Origin of the sequence: Pseudarthrobacter sp. lyk4-40-TYG-27 (genome assembly GCF_030209295.1) — a bacterium.
GTDB lineage: Bacteria > Actinomycetota > Actinomycetes > Actinomycetales > Micrococcaceae > Arthrobacter.
Genome location: NZ_JARVSH010000001.1, coordinates 620,680 through 638,070, shown reverse-complemented (window position 1 = coordinate 638,070; position 17,391 = coordinate 620,680). Strand labels below are relative to the sequence as shown.

The following is a 17,391-nucleotide window of genomic DNA, read 5'->3' as shown; positions in this document are numbered from 1 at the left end:
TGAACAAGTGACTGCTCCCCGCGCCTGGCTGATTTGGACCGTTGGAATTTTCGGGTACCTGGTGGCCGTGGCGCAACGCACCTCCTTCGGGGTAGTGGGCCTTGAGGCCACCGAGCGCTTCCATGCCACGGCCTCGGCCATATCCTTTTTCACGGTCCTGCAACTGCTGGTCTACGCCGGGTTGCAGATCCCGGTCGGATTGCTGGTGGACAGGTTCGGCTCCCGGGCAATGATCGCCGGCGGTGCCGTGCTGATGGGGCTGGGCCAGTTGCAGCTTGCCTTTGCCGAGAGCATCCCGGGCGGGGTCCTGGGCCGCGTGCTGGTGGGAGCCGGCGATGCCATGACCTTCATCTCGGTGATCCGGCTCATCCCGCTGTGGTTTGCTCCGGTCCGCGTCCCCCTGGTGACCCAGCTGACCGGCATGTCCGGCCAGCTGGGGCAGCTATTCAGCGTCCTTCCCTTCGCGCTCGTCCTGCACCTGTCGGGCTGGACTCCCGCCTTCCTGATGCTGGCCGGGATGTCGGCCCTCGCCGTCGTGCTGGTCCTCCTGCTGCTGCAGGACGTTCCGCCGGGCACCGAACGCCCGGACGCCCGGCAGGGGCTGAAAGCAACCGGCGTCTCGCTGGCGCGCGCCTGGCGCCAGCCCGGAACCAGGCTGGGAATGTGGAGCCACTTCACCATCCAGTTCAGCGGCACCGTGTTCGCGATGACCTGGGGCTACCCGTTCCTGATCTCCGGCCAGGGCCTGGACGCCGGTACCGTTGCAGCTCTGATGGCGCTGTATGTTGCCGCTGCCATGGCCGTGGGCCCTTTCATTGGCCGCTTCGTTTCCCGCCACCCGCTGCGCCGCTCCACCATGGTCCTGCTCATTGCCGGTTTCACGGCCGCCGCCTGGGCCGCGGTGCTGTTGTTGCCCGGCAGGTCTCCGCTGTGGCTGCTGGCCATGCTGGTGGTCGTCCTCGCCATCGGCGGCCCGGGGTCGATGATCGGTTTTGACTTCGCGCGGACTTTCAACCCCGCGCACCGGATCGGGACGGCCACCGGCATCGTCAATGTTGGCGGTTTCATTGCCGCCCTGGTGTCCATCTTCCTGATCGGCCTGGTGTTGGACCTGCTCTATGCCACCGGATTCTCGCAGGGTGTCCTGTATGGCCTGGACCCGTTCCGGCTGGCCCTCAGCGTCCAGTTCCTGCTGCTCGCGATTGGATCGGCAGCGATCGTTGCCTCCAGGCGAAAGGTGCGCCGGCAGATGGCTGCGCAGGGAATCGTCGTGCCGCCCCTGCGCAGTGCCTTGGCGCGGCAGCGCCGGGAGAGCCTGGCCCGCCGCCGGCAGCCTGCACCTACCGACGACTAAGGGCGCAGGCCACTGGTCCTCCACCGCTCGGGTTTCCCACATAGCCGAACGGCCCGGTGCGCGTTGCGCGGCAGGGGGCCAATGCTGGAGCCATGACAGCTCCGGAACGATTGACAGTCCACGGCCCCGAAGACAGCCTCGGCTTCATCCCGCATTCGCTGGGATACTGGCCGGCATCGAGTCTCGTGGCCATGACCTTGCGCGGCACCACGCTGGGAGCCACGCTGCGGCTTGACCTTCCCGACCTGGAGACACAGGTGGACCCGTCGGGGTTCGCCCGCGCCGTCCGCCGCTACCTGCAGTCTGACGTTGAGGCCGACGGCTCGCTGCTGGCGATTTTTACCACCGACGCCGGGGCGGCGCCGCCTACCGCCTACGACCAACTGGTCCGCGACGTGCAGGCTGTCCTGGACCAGGCGGGCATGCCTGTCCGTCACGCGTGGTTCGTGGGCGACGCGTATTGGCGGGACGCCCTGTGCCGGGACTCGTCGTGTTGCCCACCGCCCGGCCGCCCGGTCCAGCAGATCAGGGACAGCACGCTTAATGCCGAGATGGTGTACCGGGGCAGCAGCATCGAGGCAGCGCCGGGATCGGGCACTGCGCACGTGCCGGCGCTGCCGGGCAAATATGTGGCCTCCGTCCTGGCGCGGGAGGACGGCTGGATGGAAGAACTGGCCGGGCGGACCCGGAGCAGGGCCCAGTTCAGCTCCGTGCTGGACTTCTGGGAGAGGATCCTGGGCCAGCCGGCCGCGACGCCGTGGCAACCGGACGCCGAGCGCGATGCGTTCCTTCGCGCCACCATCTTCGTGCCGACTTGGCGCGATGCCGTTCTGGTCATGGCAGCAGCGGGCAGGAGTGCCGCGGAGGCAGGAGCTGAGCTTTTCGGGGCCCTTGACGATGTGGGTGCGTCTGAGGTTGCCGGCGACTCCGCCGTGTTCGCGCCGTTAGCCTCGCCGGCCGCATGCCTGGACACGGCGCCGCGGTTGCGGACGCCGGGGTTCGGGGCTGCAACAGCGCCTGCGCGGCTGGGCCGGGACCGCCGGCCACGTTTACTGAACCCCGCCGGACCTCCGGTTGCCGGTTACGGCGAGATCCTGATGGGAGTGGCGCCTGAGGTGCCCTGCTGGGCGGCCCTGGACATGTTGGACCGCGTCCTTGAACACTTGGCAGCGCCGGGCGGACGGGCCGGGGCTGCAGCCTTGGCCGGCAGGGGATGGATAGCCTGGTGCCGCGGCCGCGGATCGTACGCGGCCGCCTACCTGGGCGAGGCGCTCCGGCTTGAGCCCGGGTACAGGCTGGCGGAATTGTTGCTGGACATTGTCGCGCGGGGTGCGCTCTGCGGCTGGGCGGCGCGGAAGGACGCTGCCTGGCAGAAATTCGGGCCGGATCCCTTTGGGCCGGAGCGCGGAGGTGTGGTCTGACGCCCGGCCGTGGTGGCCCCGGGCCACGCCTCTCAGGGGCGCCGGAAGCGCTGGGGTGGTAATGGATGCCGGCAGGAGAGGCCGGATTCGGCCAAATCATGAGACAATGGATGCCGAGACCCGGTTGGGTCCGTGTATCGAGTGCTTGTAACCGTGCCCGCAAGGGAACATTACAGCCGCTCCGGGAGTTGTCTTAAGTGACTCTGCCGGCCGTGGTGGCGCTTGGTTTCCACCACGGACTTGACAGGGTCATAGTGGTGTTGCCCGTATGGTGATTCCACAGACCACCGCTAGAAAGGTTTTCTGTGACCCCGTCTTCCACGAAGAAGGATTCCGCCGCCCAGGATGTCTTGTCCCCTGAGGAGAAGCAGGCCGCGACCAACGCCAAGCGGGCAGCTACGCGGGCAGCCAACAAGGCTTCGTCCGGTGAGGCTGCAGCGGACGGCAAGCGCGAGCCGAAGAAGCGCGGGCCCAAACCGGGCGCCAAAGCTGCAGCAGAGGCTGCCGGCAAGTCCACCGGTGACGTTGACCCGGACGACGTCGAGGAGGTCGAGGAGGACATCGACGACATCGTCCTCGAAGGCCCCGACGCGGTCGAGGATGCCGACGCCGATCCCGTCAAGGGTGCCGCCGGCAGCGGCAAGGGCTTCGTCTACTCCGACGCCGACGACGACGACGCCCCGGTCCAGCAGGTCATGTCCGCCGGCGCCACCGCCGACCCCGTCAAGGACTACCTGAAGCAGATCGGCAAGGTGGCACTGCTCAACGCCGAGCAGGAAGTCGACCTGGCTCTCCGGATCGAAGCCGGACTGTTCGCCGAAGAAAAGATCGCTGCCGACGGGGACACCATGGACCCCAAGTACAAGCGCGAACTCGAATTCATCATCCACGACGGCAAGCGCGCCAAGAACCACCTCCTGGAGGCCAACCTCCGCCTCGTGGTTTCCCTGGCCAAGCGCTACACAGGCCGCGGCATGCTCTTCCTGGACCTCATCCAGGAAGGCAACCTGGGCCTGATCCGCGCCGTGGAGAAGTTCGACTACACCAAGGGCTTCAAGTTCTCCACGTACGCCACCTGGTGGATCCGGCAGGCGATCACCCGCGCCATGGCCGACCAGGCCCGTACCATCCGTATTCCGGTGCACATGGTTGAGGTCATCAACAAGCTGGCCCGTGTCCAGCGCCAGATGCTGCAGGACCTCGGCCGCGAACCCACGCCCGAGGAACTGGCGCTGGAACTGGACATGACCCCGGAAAAGGTTGTCGAGGTCCAGAAATACGGCCGCGAACCAATCTCGCTGCACACTCCCCTGGGTGAGGATGGCGATTCCGAGTTCGGTGACCTGATCGAGGACTCCGAGGCGGTGGTCCCTGCCGACGCAGTGAGCTTCACCCTGCTGCAGGAACAGCTGCACTCGGTACTGGATACCCTCTCCGAGCGCGAAGCAGGCGTCGTTGCCATGCGGTTCGGCCTCACCGACGGGCAGCCGAAGACTTTAGACGAAATCGGCAAGGTCTACGGCGTCACCCGCGAGCGGATCCGGCAGATCGAATCGAAGACGATGTCCAAGCTCCGCCACCCGTCACGGTCGCAGGTGCTGCGCGACTACCTGGACTAGATCTCCAGCGCAAAAAGCCAGGCCGCCCCGACCCCACCCTGCGGTGGGCCCGGGGCGGCCTGGCTTCTTAACCCCCGTGAGGTTCCCCCTAAGGACGGTTAAACGCCGGTGGGACCCATCCATTCGGACAGGTCCCACCGGGTTCGTTGTTACCGATGCCTCATCTAGTCGATCTCGACGGGAGCCTTCTCGTGAAGCTTTCCCGTCTCGTCGTGCCAGTCGGAGCTCAACGGCTTAAGCGTCGCCTCCACTGCACGGGCGTGGTGGCCACAGAACAGCAGCTCACCGCCGGAGGACTCGAGTACAACCCGGACATATGCCTGAGCTCCGCAACGGTCGCACCGGTCCAGTGCGTTGAGCGTGCGGTCTGCCACTGCTGTTGTCATGTCGGCCTCCTTAGTAGATCAGTACATCTATATAACCAGCATTCGTATCCAATCCATCGCAAGGATGGGGCAAGTTCGCTGTGCGCGTATCCGCAAGGTTGGGTCAAGAATGTCCCACCGACTGCCGGGACCCTGCCCGTGGCGCGCCGCACAGCGGCCGGCGGGTGTGGCAGCAGGCTCCTGTCGCTGCCGCCGACTACCCTAGAGGGAGCGGTTCCAGTGCCGCTCCCACGTCCCTGAAGGAGTTCATCACCAGTGGCACCAAGCTCTGAGTACACCGCCCGGCACCTTTCCGTCCTGGAAGGGCTCGAAGCTGTCCGCAAGCGCCCGGGCATGTACATCGGCTCAACCGACTCGCGCGGCCTTATGCACTGCCTCTGGGAAATCATCGACAACTCGGTGGACGAGGCCCTGGCAGGCTTCGGCCACGACATCCGCATCATCCTTCACGCGGACAATTCCGTCGAAATCCACGACGACGGCCGCGGCATTCCCATCGACAAGGAGCCCAAGACGGGGCTCACCGGCGTCGAGGTGGTATTCACCAAGCTGCACGCAGGCGGCAAGTTCGGCGGTGGCTCCTACACCGCGTCCGGCGGCCTCCACGGCGTTGGCGCCTCAGTGGTCAACGCCCTCTCCTCACGCCTCGACGTTGAGGTGGACCGCGGCGGGAAGACCTACCGGATGTCGTTCCGCCGCGGCGAACCCGGCCGGTTCAAGGACACCGGGTCCAAGCCCGATCCGGCAGCGCCCTTCACGCCGTTCGTCAACGACTCTGTCCTGGACGTCACGGGCAAGGCCAAGCGCGGAGTAACGGGGACCCGCATCCGCTACTGGGCGGACCGGCAGATCTTCACGCCGGACGCGAAGTTCTCCTACGAGGACCTCGCAGCCCGTGCCCGGCAGACCTCGTTCCTGGTTCCCGGGCTCAAGCTCACCGTGCGCGACGAACGCAAGCTCCCGGGAACCCCCGGTGAGGCAGGCCCGCACGAAGAAATCTTCCACCACGACGGCGGCATCTCGGAGTTCGTCGAATTCCTGGCCGCCGATCCGGCCGTCACCGATGTGTGGCGGCTGCACGGTTCCGGCAAGTTCAAGGAAACCGTCCCTGTCCTGGACGAACGGGGCCACAGCCAGCTGGCGGAGGTCGAACGGGACTGCGAAGTGGACGTGGCCCTGCGCTGGGGCATTGGTTACGACAGCACCGTCCGCAGCTTCGTGAACATCATTGCCACCCCGAAAGGCGGCACCCACCAGTCCGGCTTCGAGCAAGCCCTGGTCAAGACGTTCCGCAAAGCCGTGGAAACCAATGCCCGCAAGCTCAAGGCCGGCAACGACAAGATCGACAAGGACGACATCTTCGCCGGCCTGACCGCAGTCCTGACCGTCCGGCTCGCCGAGCCGCAGTTCGAGGGGCAAACCAAGGAGATCCTCGGCACCAGCGCCGTCCGCGCCATCGTGGCGCGGGTGGTGGAACGGGAGATCACCGCCAAGCTCACCTCCAGCAACCGGAACGACAAAGCGCAGTCGGCCCTGCTGCTGGAAAAGATCGTCAACGAGATGAAGTCCCGCATCTCGGCCCGCGTGCACAAGGAGACGCAGCGGCGCAAGAATGCCCTGGAAACGTCCTCGATGCCCACCAAGCTCGCTGACTGCCGCACGGACGACGTCGAACGCTCCGAACTCTTCATCGTGGAAGGCGACTCCGCCCTCGGCACCGCCAAGCTGGCCCGCTCGTCCGATTTCCAGGCCCTGCTGCCCATCCGCGGCAAGATCCTGAACGTGCAGAAGGCATCGGTGGGGGACATGCTCTCCAACGCCGAATGCGCGGCCCTCATCCAGGTGGTGGGCGCCGGCTCCGGCCGCAGCTTTGACATCAGCGCCGCCCGGTACGGCAAGGTCATCCTCATGACGGACGCCGACGTGGACGGCGCCCACATCCGGACCCTGCTGCTGACCCTGTTCTTCCGCTACATGCGGCCCATGATCCTCGAAGGCCGGGTCTTCGCGGCGGTTCCCCCGCTGCACCGGGTGGAGGTTATCAACGCCGGCCAGAAGGCCAACGAGATGATCTACACCTACTCCGAAGCCGAGCTCCACGTGCTGCTGGCGCGCCTGGCCAAGGAGGGGAAGCGGTACAAGGAACCCATCCAGCGGTACAAGGGCTTGGGGGAGATGGACGCCGAGCAACTGGCCGAGACCACCATGGACCCACGCCACCGGACCCTTCGGAAGGTGGGCATCGAGAATGCCCAGCAGGCGGAGGAGATCTTCGACCTCCTGATGGGTTCGGATGTCTCCCCGCGCAAGGACTTCATCATCGCCGGGGCGTCCAGCCTTGACCGGGAGCGCATCGACGCCTGAGGGTGCCGGCCTTCGGCAGGTCAACCACCGCGGCGGCAGGTCAGCCGAGCAGCCCCGGAACCACGAGCAAAGCGGTTGGCAGCGCGAGCAGCAGGATGCAGCCGGCCAGGACGGCACTGCGGGCCGCGGCCGGCAGTTGGGGCTGGGGTGTCAGCAGGCGGCTGACCCTGGACGCTGCAGTCCGGACCGCGTCCGAGCCCGGTCCCATGGAGGCCGCCTCCAGCCCTGAAAGCGCCAGGCTGGGTGAGGACGGCCGGATGCCACCAGCTTCGGGGTTCGCTGCCGAGCCGCTGGCGACGATGGCGATGGCCTTGATCAGGGTCGCCTTGCTCTCGGTCCGCAGGGCGACGTCGTCAGCCAGCATCTCGATGAGTGAGTTGACCGATTCCTGGGCAAGGCGGGTGGTGGGCAGCCAGGGCAGCGCCTGCCGCCAGGCGGCAAACGCCCAGAGCAGCAGGTGGTGCCGTTGGCTCAGGTGGGCGTTCTCATGGATGAGGACGGCGCGGAGTTCAGCCGGCTCGAGGGCGGCCATCAGGCCGTCCGACAGGACGGTCACAGAGCGGGCCCCACCCGGCAGGCAGTAGGCCACCGGGGAATCATGGCTGATGACCAGGGTTCCGGTGTCCTGTCCGGACGGTGAGGCCAGCAGGGCCAGGAGTTCACGGTGCCGCCGCCGCTGCCGCTGGATCTTGTAGTAGGTGAGCAGCAGGGTGAAGACCAGGTGAGCGGTCAGCAGGGCCGCGGCGGACAGGGCGAAGATGTGCCAGAACCCCAATGCCGTGGTGGGAGCGCTGAAAAGTACCATGCCGGCGAGGGCCCGAAGGCCGGCCACCAGGTTGTCGCCAATCGGCTCCAGGCCATAGACCAGCATGGCGCCGATCATGGACAAGCCACCTGCGAGGGCGATCGCCTGCCAGAGCAGCATCGCGGTGAAGGGCGACCTGGCCGGCCATTGTGCCTTCGAAAGGAGGATCGGCACCGGCCACGCAAGGACTATCGCAAGGACCGCCAGCAGGTACGAGGCCCAGAACATGGTTTGCTAGAGGTGGCCAAGCAGTTTGCGCAGCGTAGCGGCTTCACCTTCGGAGACCGATCCTATGAAGCGGGCGAGGACTGCCTCGCGGTCGGGTGCTGACCCGAGGACCTCATGCATGAGTTCGGCAGTGTGGTCGGCGCGGCTGGAAACAGCCTGGTAGCGGTGCGGGCGGGTGCCGCGTTCGCGTTCCACCAGCCCTTTTTTCTCCAGCCGGGAGAGCACGGTAAGTACAGTCGTGACAGCCAGTTCCTTGCCCTCGTGGCCCGCCCCGCCCTGTGCAGCCGACGAGCGCGCCAACTGGTCCCTCAGGGTGTTGGCCGTAGCCGCTTCCTGGCCCGCCCAGAGCAGGTCCATGACCGCCCGTTCCAGTTCACCAAGACTAGCCATTTCACTTTTCCTTTATTTCCCCGCACCGTGCGCTTTTCGCTGCGCCGATGACGTCACGCGGCTGTTCAACTACAGAACTAAATTTACCCCGAAACCCTGCTTCTTTCTACATATGGTAGAACATCTGGCGTGGCGGGCCGGGACGCGCCATCCTAGGGGTGTGGCGGATGGTTTTTTGCAGCCACCGACAATGTTCTACACTGTGTAGAAGTTAGAGTTCTACGAAGCGTAGAAAACTGCACTGCTAACAGTAGGGACTGCCATGGACGCCTTGGAAATCGCACGCTGGCAATTCGGTATCACCACCGTCTACCACTTCATGATGGTGCCGCTGACCATCGGCCTGGGCCTCGTGGTAGCGGTGATCCAGACCGCTTGGTACCGCACCGGCAAGCCGGAATACCTGCGGATGACCAAGTTCTGGGGGAAGCTGTTCCTCATCAACTTCATCATGGGCGTCGCCACCGGCATCGTGCAGGAGTTCCAGTTCGGCATGGCCTGGAGTGAGTACAGCCGGTTCGTGGGCGATGTCTTTGGCGCCCCGCTGGCGCTGGAAGCCCTCCTGGCCTTCTTCGTGGAGTCCACCTTCCTGGGCCTGTGGATCTTCGGCTGGAAACAGCTCAAGCCGGCCATCCACCTCGCCTGCCTCTGGGTGGCCGTCATCGGCTCAGCCCTCTCTGCCTACTTCATCATTGTGGCCAACAGCTGGATGCAGCACCCGGTGGGCGTGGAAATGGTGAACGGCCGGCCCGTGATGACCGACGCCTGGGCAGTCTTCACCAACAACACTGCCCTGGTGGCCGTCCCGCACACCCTGTTCGGCGCCCTCGCCGTAGCCGGCGGCTTCCTCCTCGGCATCGCCTGGTACCACCTGTGGCGGAGGCGGCACGACGGCGTCGACACCGTGGGTGCCGACGGCCGGGCCATCCCCGGTGAGGACGCCCGCATCCCCGGCCGGGACCGCGCCGACTACAGCGTGTGGATCCGGTCCCTGCGCATCGGCGCCGTGGTGGCCATGATCTCGTTCGCAGGCACAGCGGTCACCGGTGACCTCCAGGGCAAGCTTATGTTCCAGCAGCAGCCCATGAAGATGGCCGCCGCCGAAGCTGCCTGCCACGACGGCACGGGCTTCTCCGTCCTGAGCGTCGGCAACGTGGGATCGAAGAACTGCGACGACGTCGTGGCAGTCATCGAGGTCCCCGGCATCCTGTCCTTCCTGGCCAAGGGTGACTTCACCACCGAGGTGAAGGGCGTCAACAGCCTGCTGCCCGAGTACAAGGAGAAATACGGAACCAACCTGCCGGACAACCCGATTTACGGTGACCGCGCCGGCCAGGAGATCCAGTACGTACCCGTCATGGAAGTCACGTACTGGGGCTTCCGGATGATGATCGGCTTTGGCGGCCTTGCCGCCCTGGCCGCGCTGGTGGCACTCTGGATCACCCGCAAGGGGACGGTACCGGAATCCCGCTGGCTGATGCGCCTGGCAGTGTTCGGCATCCTGGCACCCTTCGGCGCCAACGCCGCCGGCTGGATCTTCACCGAAATGGGCCGCCAGCCGTTCGTTGTGGCCCCCAACCCGGACCCCAGCGGCATCGACCAGGTGTTCATGTTCACCGCCGCCGCCGTTTCCCCCGGGGTCTCCGCGGGCGAGCTGATCGCTTCCCTGGTGGCACTGACCGCCGTCTACGCCGTCCTGCTGGTGGTGGAAGTGAAACTGCTGGTGAAGTACATCCGCGGCGGCGTGGTCTCCGCGATGCCCGAACTTGCCCACGCACCGGCCGATGAGAATGAGGACCGGACCCCGGGCGACGACGGCACCGGGGAAGCCAGGGCCGCCGACGACGTCCTGGCCTTCGCCTACTAGCCGCACCGGACCCAACAGGCTCCAACGAGCAGAGGAAACGAACAATGGAACTGCTTCCCACCATCTGGTTCATCGCCATCGCGGTGCTCTGGACCGGCTACCTCTTCCTGGAGGGCTTCGACCTGGGCGTCGGGATGCTGATGAAGATCTTCGCCCGCAACGACACCGAGCGCCGGGTGCTCCTGAACACCGTCGGACCCGTATGGGACGGCAACGAGGTGTGGCTCCTGACCGCCGGCGGCGCAACGTTCGCGGCCTTCCCGCTCTGGTACGCCTCCCTGTTCTCCGCGCTTTACCTGCCGCTCCTGGTGGTTTTGTTGGCCCTGATCTTCCGTGCCGTGGCCTTCGAATACCGAGGCAAGGTGGATACCGACAGCTGGCGGAGCCGCTGGGACTGGGCCATTGCCCTGGGCTCCTTCTTCGCGGCCTTCGGCGTTGGAGCCGCCCTGGCCCTGACCACCACCGGCCTGCCGCTGAACGCCAACGGCGACCGGGAAGGTGGCCCCATGGCATGGTTCAGCGGCTACGCCCTGCTGGGGGGTGCGGCCGTGGTGGGATTCTCCCTGCTGCACGCCCTGGCCTTCCTGGCCCTGAAGACCGACGGCGACGTGCGGCACCGTGCGCGCCGGTGGTTCGTGCGGCTCCTGCCGGTCCTGCTCCTGCCGATTGCCGCATGGGCCCTTGCCATCCAGTTCATGGACGGCAAGCCCTGGACCTGGGCCGCCGTCGTCCTCGCCGTGGGCGCTGCCGCAACGGCTTGGCTGCTGGCCCGGAAGGGCTCCGAGGGACGGGCATTCCTCGCATTGGGCGCCTTCCTGGTGCTGGGCACCACTGCCATCTTCGGGGCGGTGTTTCCGGTGGTGCTGCCTTCCACGCTGGACAGTGCCTTTGACCTGACCATCTCCAACGCCTCTTCCTCGGATTACACCCTGGGCCTGATGAGCATTGTCGCAGCCGTTGGCCTTCCCCTGGTGATCGCGTACCAGGCCTGGACCTACTGGGTGTTCCGCCGCCGCGTCAGCGCCGCCCACATCCCGGAAGCCCACAGCTTCCTGCCGGCCGTGGCCGCCAAGGCGTTCACCATCAAGGGCTGACGTGCGGCCTACGTTCCCCGCAGGCCCGTCCACCCGGTCAGCAATCTACTGGCTGGGGGTTCTGGCGGCGCTCAAGGCACTCTCGCTCGTCCTGATCGGCCAGGCGGTGGCAGCCGTCCTGGCCGGACTGGTGGCCGGCAACCCCGCGTGGGGAACCCACATCACCGCCGGACTTGCCGGCGTGGTGCTAAGGTCCCTGACCGTCTGGGGACAGGCCGTCGCGGCCCGCCGCGCCGCCCTGGGGGTCAAGGAGGAGCTGCGCGCCGGGCTGCTGGAGCATGCCCTCCGCACCGGCGTCCGCGGATCCGGGCCCGGCGACGGAGGCCTGGCGGTGCTGGCAACCCGCGGACTGGACGCACTGGACAACTACTACACCCAGTTCCTGCCCGCCCTGGTCAACTGCGCGGCCATCCCGCTGCTCCTGGGGGCGCGGATCCTCTTCGCGGACTGGGTGAGCGCCGTGGTCATCGTCCTCACGGTCCCGCTGATCCCGGTCTTCATGGTGCTGATAGGCCGCTACACCCAGGACAGCGTGCGCCAGGCCCAGGCGTCGCTGGCACGGTTGTCAGCGCACATGCTCGAACTCGCCAAGGGCCTGCCGGTCCTGGTGGGCCTGGGCCGTGCCACCGAGCAGCGCAAAGCCCTGGAAGAGATTTCCGAGGAATACCGCTCCCGCACGATGGGCACCCTTCGCACCGCATTCCTCTCCGCGCTGGCCCTGGAACTCATCGCCACCATCTCGGTGGCGGTGGTGGCGGTCTTCATCGGCGTCCGCCTGGTCCACGGGGACATGCCGCTGGAGGCAGGCCTGCTGGCGCTGCTCCTGGCACCGGACTGCTACCTCCCGCTCCGGGAGTTGGGCACCGCCCACCACGCCAGTGACGATGGCCGCGTGGCCCTGGCGGAAGCGGCAGCGGTGACCGGCGCCCCCGAGGCGGCACCGCTGCCCGCCGCCAAAGCCGGCCGGCCGGGCGCCCCCCTCGAAGTGACCGGGCTGACGGTGCGCTATGCCGGGCGGTCCGGGACCGCCGTCGGGCCCCTCACCTTCACCGCACCGCTGGACAGGATCACCGCCCTTGACGGCCCCAGCGGTGCGGGCAAAAGCACCATCCTCGGCGTCCTGGCCGGCACAGTCGGCGCGGGCAACGGCACCAGTATCTCGGGCTCGATCAGGGGACTGGACCGCGCTGCCATTGCCTGGGTGCCGCAACACCCCGTCATGGTGGCGCCGACGGTCCTGGACGAGGTGCTGCTGTACCTGACACGGGACCCGGGCCACGGCCCGGACCGGTTCGCCGCCGAAGATGCCGCCCGGAGCTGCCTCGAGCGGGCAGGCGCCGGCCACCTGGCGGCCAAACACCAGGCGGAGCTGAGCCCCGGGGAACTGCGCCGGGTGGCGCTGGCCCGCGGACTGGCCAGGATTGATGCCGGGGCGTCGATCCTGCTGCTCGATGAACCCACCGCGCACCTGGACGACGCGTCCGCCGCCGTCGTCGAAGATGCCATCCGCCGACTCCGCGGCCAGGTGACCGTGATCCTGGTGGCCCACAACCACCGCACCCGGCACCTTGCGGACCAGCTGGTTCCGGTGGCAGGTCCCGGGCAGGCCGTGGAACCGCACGAGCCCCCGCATGCCCCGGTCCTGGCCGCTTACGCCGGCACGGGCAATCCGCCGTCCGAAGACCCCGCCTCCCTTGATGCCGCGTCGAGCGCACCCGGCACTGACCCCAGCGGCCCCAACCGTACTGCCCGGTCCACCTCGGGCGCGGCCGGACTCCTCGCGGCGCTCCTGGAACCGGTGCGCGGCAAATTCGCGGCCGCAGCCGTGGTGGGCACCTTGGCGGCCATGTTCGCCGTCGCCTTGTCGGGCCTCTCCGGGTGGCTCATCATCCGGGCCAGCGAACAGCCGCCCATCCTCTACCTGCTGACCGCTATTGTGGGCGTCCGGTTCTTTGGCATCGGCCGCGCGGTGCTCCGCTACTGGGAACGGTTACTGCTCCACGATGCCGTCTTCGCCGCCCTCACCCGCCTGCGCGGCAGGCTCTGGGAATCCCTCAGCCGCAGGGCCCTGTCGCTGCGCCGGCTCCTGCAGGGCGGCAACGTGCTGGGAACGGTGATTGACGACGTCGACACCATCCGCGACCTCCTGCCACGCGTGGTCCTGCCGCCCGTCACAGCGGTCGCAGTGTCCGCCCTGGCCCTGGCTGCCACGGGAATCCTGGTGCCCGCCGCGCTGCCTGCCGTGATCGGCGCAGCTGCCGGTGGCCTGTTGCTCGCGCCGGCGGCCGCCCTGTGGGGGGACCGGCGGTCGGCCACTGCCGAGCAGTCCCTGCGCTCCGGTGTGCTGCGGCGGACAGCGGCGGCGCTGGACGCCCGGGCAGACCTGCACGCGAACGGCCTGGCAGCACCCGTGCTCGAGTCGCTCCGGGCCGAGGACCGGGAGGCGACGGACGCCTCGCGGCGCTCCGCCTGGGCGGACGGGCTGGGACACGCCATTGCCACCATCGGATGCGGTGCCGCGGCCCTGGCCGCTGCCTGGCTTGCCGGCCCCGACGTACTGGCTGCCCGGGTTGCCCCGGCCACGGCAGCCGTGGTGGTGCTGCTTCTGCTCGCGCTCGTGGAACCCTACGCAGCCATGACGACGGCGGTGCGCCAGTTCCCTGCCCTGCGTGAGGTCCTGCAGCGGGTGGGGGAGTCCGGGGCCCTGGACGGCGGTCCGTCCGGCAGCGGCGCGGGCGTGGCCTCTCCGGACGGGGATACCTCCGGGCTGCACGCCCTCCCGGCCCGCGACGGCGGCGCCCCGGGCATAGCGCTGACGGAGCTGGCCGCTGCATGGCCGGATGGGCCCCCGGTCTTCACGGGGCTGGATGCCGTGGCGGAGCCCGGCCGCTGGCTGGTAGTCACCGGGCCGTCCGGTTCGGGGAAATCAACCCTGCTCTCCGTCCTGCTCGGCTTCCTGGCGCCGGCGGCGGGCCGGGCCCAGGTGTCCGGCCGCGCGGCCTGGTGCCCGCAGGAGGCCCACCTCTTCGATTCCACCATCCGGGGCAACCTGCTGCTGGGGTGTGCCGCCGGGACTGGTGGGCCGCCGGTTTCCGATGATGACCTGGGCGTGGTGCTGGCCGCCGTGGGACTTGATGGGCTGGTGGAGAGGCTGCCTGCCGGCCTGGATACCAGGATCGGCCCCGGCGGCGCCTTCCTCAGCGGTGGCGAACGGCAGCGCCTGGCCGTGGCGCGGACTCTGCTGACCGGCGCGGACGTGATCCTGCTGGACGAACCCACCGCCCACCTGGATGCGGAAGCTGCCGCAGCCATGCTGGCGGACCTTCGCAGGGGGCTGCGGGACCGTACCGTGGTCCTGGTAACCCACAACGGGGCGGATATCGCCGGGACGGACGCCCGGCTGGAACTTCCGGCCGTGTCCGGCGTGCCCGGGGACCGCGTGCCAGCGTCGCGCTGAGCCTGCTGCCCGCGCCGCTGCTAGCTCGGCTGCCCGTGCCGCTAGCCGTCGACGTCGTGCAGGTGGTGGACGACGTCGTGAAGGAAGTATTGGGCCAGGGTCAGGACCGTGAATTCGGATCCATTGCTGCGCAGGCCCTTCCGTACCCAGTCTTCTTCGCGGACACCGGCGAAGGCATCCGCGGCCTGGTGCCCCTCGGCGGCCAGTTCGGCGCTCACCTCGGCTGGATCGGAATTGGCGTAGTCCTTTTCCTCCGCGGTCAGGTCCTGGTCCCAGTTCTCGAAGCGGGCGCCGTCCTCGGCGAGCATCAGGTTGAGCCGGTGGTCGAAGAGGCTGAAGACGTCCCGTACATGGCAGGCATACTCCAGTGCGGACCACGTCCGGTCGTCCGGGCGCTCCGCCGCATCCGGCCGGCGCAGGACGGCCCGCCACCGGGGCAGCATGCTTTCGATGATGCCGGGAACGGTTGCCGGGGTCGCGGTGGAAGCGTCGAAGGAACATTCCGGGCAGGTGCGGGACAGGACCCAGGTCCAGTCCTTTTCATCAGGAACGATAGGCATGAGAGCAGTCTAGGGGGTCCGGGCCGAAAGACTCTGGGACGCCAGGGGACGCCTGCCTAGCCTTGCAGCATGAGTGCGGATGGCCGCCGGGATGCGGGAGCACCAGTGGATGCGGACAGCATGGTGCAGCTGTCCGGCCTGACCAAGCGGTTCGGCCGGAACACAGCGCTCGACGACGTGACCCTCACCATCGGGCCGGGAGAGGTCTTCGGGTACCTGGGCCCCAACGGGGCGGGCAAGACCACCACCATCCGGCTCCTGATGGGCATGCTGCGGCCCACGTCCGGCACAGCGGCGGTGCTGGGGTTGGACGCCTGGCGGCAGGCCCGGGACGTCCACCGGCTGGTGGGCTATGTGCCGGGAGAGCCGGCGCTCTACGACCGCCTGACCGGCCACCAGCATGTGGCGTACTGCGCCCACCTGCGGAACCGGGACGATGCCCCGCGCGCCGCCGAGCTGGCGGACCGGCTCGACCTGGACCTGAACCGGCAGGCCCGCACCCTCTCGCGCGGAAACCGGCAGAAGCTTGCCGTTGTCCTCGCGGTGATGTCCAGTCCACGGCTGCTGGTGCTGGACGAGCCCACCAGCGGGATCGACCCCCTGGTGCAGCAGGTATTCCACTCGATCCTCCGCGAGCACACGGCCGGCGGCGGGTCCGCGCTCTTCTCCTCGCACGTCCTGGGGGAGGTGGAACGCGTCGCGGACAGGATCGGAGTGGTCCGGGCGGGGAAGCTCGTGGCGGTGGAGCGGCTGCAGGATCTCGCTGCGCGGTCCCTGCACCGGGTGCGGGCCCGGTTCACCACCACGGTGTCCGCGGCAGGGTTCGCGGGTGTCCCGGGCGTACGGGACCTGACGGTGGATGGCCGCTCGCTCAGCTGCAACGCCCCGCAGTCGGCCCTGGATGCACTCTTGAAGCTGGTGAGCGCCCGGGACGTGGAGGACTTTGAGTGCTCCGAGGCTCCGCTGGAGGAAACCTTCCTGACCTACTACGGCTCGGACCAGGGCGGCGCCGGTGCCCTGGACACAGCGGGGACAGGGCCGGGCCATGCTGGCTAACGTCCTGGTGAAAACGCTTCGCGACCAAAGCAGGACGCTGCTGGCCTGGGCCGTCTCCCTGGCCCTGATCGTCGCCATGTACGCTGCTGTGTGGCCGGCGGTCCAGTCCCAACCGTCCATCAGCGGCTTCATCGACCAGATGCCCGAGGCGTTTCGCTCCTTGTTCGCCACCTCCAGCGCGGATATGTCCACCCCCACGGGATACATCCAAGTGGAGCTGATGTCCTTCATGGGACCCATCGCCGTCTTGATCTACGCCGTCAGCGCCGGCGCGGGCGCCATCGGCGGGGAAGAGGACCGGCACACCATGGACCTGCTGCTCTCCAACCCGGTGGGCCGCGGCAGGGTGGTAGTGGACAAGTTCGCGGCCATGGCACTGGGCACCTTCCTGCTGGCCGCCGTCATGGGCGTTTCGCTGGTGCTGGAGGGCAGACTGGTGGATATGGTCCTGCCGGCCGACAAAGTGGCCGCCGCCATGCTGCACCTGGCCTTGCTGGGTGTTGTCTTTGGCAGCCTTGCCCTGGCGCTGTCGGCCGGCACCGGACGGACCGGGCTCAGCCGCGGCATACCCGCCGTCCTGGCGGTGCTCGCCTACATCGTCAACGCGCTCGCCCCGCTGGTGGATGCCTTCGACCGGATCCACCAGGTGTCACCGTTCTTCCAGTACATCGGCCACGATCCGCTGCGGCAGGGCACCGCCTGGGACAGCGTCCTGGTGTCGGCAGCCACCATCGCCGTGCTCGTGGCGCTCGCCGTCGCCGGTTTCCGCCGCCGTGACGTGGCCGGGTAA

13 protein-coding genes are annotated in these 17,391 nt (G+C 68.0%); 9 read left to right on the top strand and 4 right to left on the bottom strand.

The genetic code is table 11. The annotated features are described in order from the left end of the window. The first annotated feature begins 7 nt into the window (after positions 1-7). The 3 genes from QRM96_RS02965 to QRM96_RS02955 all read left to right on the top strand — a co-directional run bounded on the left by QRM96_RS02965 (position 8) and on the right by QRM96_RS02955 (position 4,394). Complete coding sequence (locus QRM96_RS02965; protein WP_018761083.1) at positions 8-1,354, top strand: MFS transporter; 1,347 nt, start codon at positions 8-10, stop codon at positions 1,352-1,354. A gap of 92 nt (positions 1,355-1,446) precedes the next feature. Then, on the top strand, positions 1,447-2,775 hold the full coding sequence (locus tag QRM96_RS02960; protein WP_285318289.1) for a DUF4192 family protein: 1,329 nt from the start codon (positions 1,447-1,449) through the stop codon (positions 2,773-2,775). A 305-nt stretch (positions 2,776-3,080) separates the two neighbouring features. After that, a complete protein-coding gene (locus tag QRM96_RS02955; protein ID WP_018761085.1) occupies positions 3,081-4,394 on the top strand; it encodes an RNA polymerase sigma factor in 1,314 nt (437 codons plus the stop codon). A gap of 164 nt (positions 4,395-4,558) precedes the next feature. On the opposite strand, the gene QRM96_RS02950 is transcribed toward QRM96_RS02955, so the two are convergent. After that, positions 4,559-4,780 (bottom strand): DUF7455 domain-containing protein, encoded by a 222-nt coding sequence (locus QRM96_RS02950; protein WP_018761086.1) that lies wholly within the window; start codon positions 4,778-4,780, stop codon positions 4,559-4,561. A 255-nt stretch (positions 4,781-5,035) separates the two neighbouring features. Between QRM96_RS02950 and QRM96_RS02945 the strand changes: the two genes are divergently transcribed. After that, a complete protein-coding gene (locus tag QRM96_RS02945; RefSeq protein WP_109864050.1) occupies positions 5,036-7,144 on the top strand; it encodes a DNA gyrase/topoisomerase IV subunit B in 2,109 nt (702 codons plus the stop codon). A gap of 40 nt (positions 7,145-7,184) precedes the next feature. Here QRM96_RS02945 and QRM96_RS02940 read toward each other — a convergent pair whose 3' ends face one another. Both QRM96_RS02940 and QRM96_RS02935 read right to left on the bottom strand, forming a co-directional pair. After that, a complete protein-coding gene (locus QRM96_RS02940) occupies positions 7,185-8,177 on the bottom strand; it encodes a M56 family metallopeptidase (RefSeq protein WP_018761088.1) in 993 nt (330 codons plus the stop codon). Between the two features lie 6 nt (positions 8,178-8,183). Further along, positions 8,184-8,567, bottom strand: coding sequence for a BlaI/MecI/CopY family transcriptional regulator (locus QRM96_RS02935; protein WP_018761089.1), 384 nt, complete (start codon positions 8,565-8,567; stop codon positions 8,184-8,186). 262 nt (positions 8,568-8,829) lie between these two features. On the opposite strand from QRM96_RS02935, the gene QRM96_RS02930 reads away from it, so the two are divergent. The 3 genes from QRM96_RS02930 to cydD are packed head-to-tail and all read left to right on the top strand — an operon-like array spanning position 8,830 to position 14,985. Beyond that, on the top strand, positions 8,830-10,434 hold the full coding sequence (locus QRM96_RS02930; protein ID WP_018761090.1) for a cytochrome ubiquinol oxidase subunit I: 1,605 nt from the start codon (positions 8,830-8,832) through the stop codon (positions 10,432-10,434). 44 nt (positions 10,435-10,478) lie between these two features. Beyond that, entirely contained in the window at positions 10,479-11,528 is a 1,050-nt protein-coding gene (gene cydB / locus QRM96_RS02925) for a cytochrome d ubiquinol oxidase subunit II (protein ID WP_018761091.1), read from the top strand. 1 nt (position 11,529) lies between these two features. After that, on the top strand, positions 11,530-14,985 hold the full coding sequence (gene cydD / locus QRM96_RS02920; RefSeq protein ID WP_285318285.1) for a thiol reductant ABC exporter subunit CydD: 3,456 nt from the start codon (positions 11,530-11,532) through the stop codon (positions 14,983-14,985). Between the two features lie 41 nt (positions 14,986-15,026). Here cydD and QRM96_RS02915 read toward each other — a convergent pair whose 3' ends face one another. After that, positions 15,027-15,545: a DinB family protein gene (locus QRM96_RS02915; RefSeq protein ID WP_285318284.1), complete on the bottom strand. Its 519-nt coding sequence runs from the start codon at positions 15,543-15,545 to the stop codon at positions 15,027-15,029. Positions 15,546-15,614: 69 nt separating this feature from the next. Between QRM96_RS02915 and QRM96_RS02910 the strand changes: the two genes are divergently transcribed. Continuing rightward, a complete protein-coding gene (locus QRM96_RS02910) occupies positions 15,615-16,601 on the top strand; it encodes an ABC transporter ATP-binding protein (protein WP_285318283.1) in 987 nt (328 codons plus the stop codon). Further along, positions 16,591-17,391, top strand: a complete 801-nt coding sequence (locus QRM96_RS02905) for an ABC transporter permease subunit (RefSeq protein ID WP_018761095.1) — start codon at positions 16,591-16,593, stop codon at positions 17,389-17,391. Before QRM96_RS02910 ends, QRM96_RS02905 begins: the two co-directional genes overlap by 11 nt.

Excerpts from the sequence above, each read along its gene's own strand:
- QRM96_RS02960 (WP_285318289.1), top strand. The coding sequence starts at position 1,447 with ATGACAGCTCCGGAACGATTGACAGTCCACGGCCCCGAAGACAGCCTC.
- QRM96_RS02950 (WP_018761086.1), bottom strand. The coding sequence starts at position 4,780 with ATGACAACAGCAGTGGCAGACCGCACGCTCAACGCACTGGACCGGTGC.
- QRM96_RS02940 (WP_018761088.1), bottom strand. The coding sequence starts at position 8,177 with ATGTTCTGGGCCTCGTACCTGCTGGCGGTCCTTGCGATAGTCCTTGCG.
- QRM96_RS02935 (WP_018761089.1), bottom strand. The coding sequence starts at position 8,567 with ATGGCTAGTCTTGGTGAACTGGAACGGGCGGTCATGGACCTGCTCTGG.
- QRM96_RS02930 (WP_018761090.1), top strand. The coding sequence starts at position 8,830 with ATGGACGCCTTGGAAATCGCACGCTGGCAATTCGGTATCACCACCGTC.
- cydB (WP_018761091.1), top strand. The coding sequence starts at position 10,479 with ATGGAACTGCTTCCCACCATCTGGTTCATCGCCATCGCGGTGCTCTGG.
- QRM96_RS02915 (WP_285318284.1), bottom strand. The coding sequence starts at position 15,545 with ATGCCTATCGTTCCTGATGAAAAGGACTGGACCTGGGTCCTGTCCCGC.
- QRM96_RS02910 (WP_285318283.1), top strand. The coding sequence starts at position 15,615 with ATGAGTGCGGATGGCCGCCGGGATGCGGGAGCACCAGTGGATGCGGAC.
- QRM96_RS02905 (WP_018761095.1), top strand. The coding sequence starts at position 16,591 with ATGCTGGCTAACGTCCTGGTGAAAACGCTTCGCGACCAAAGCAGGACG.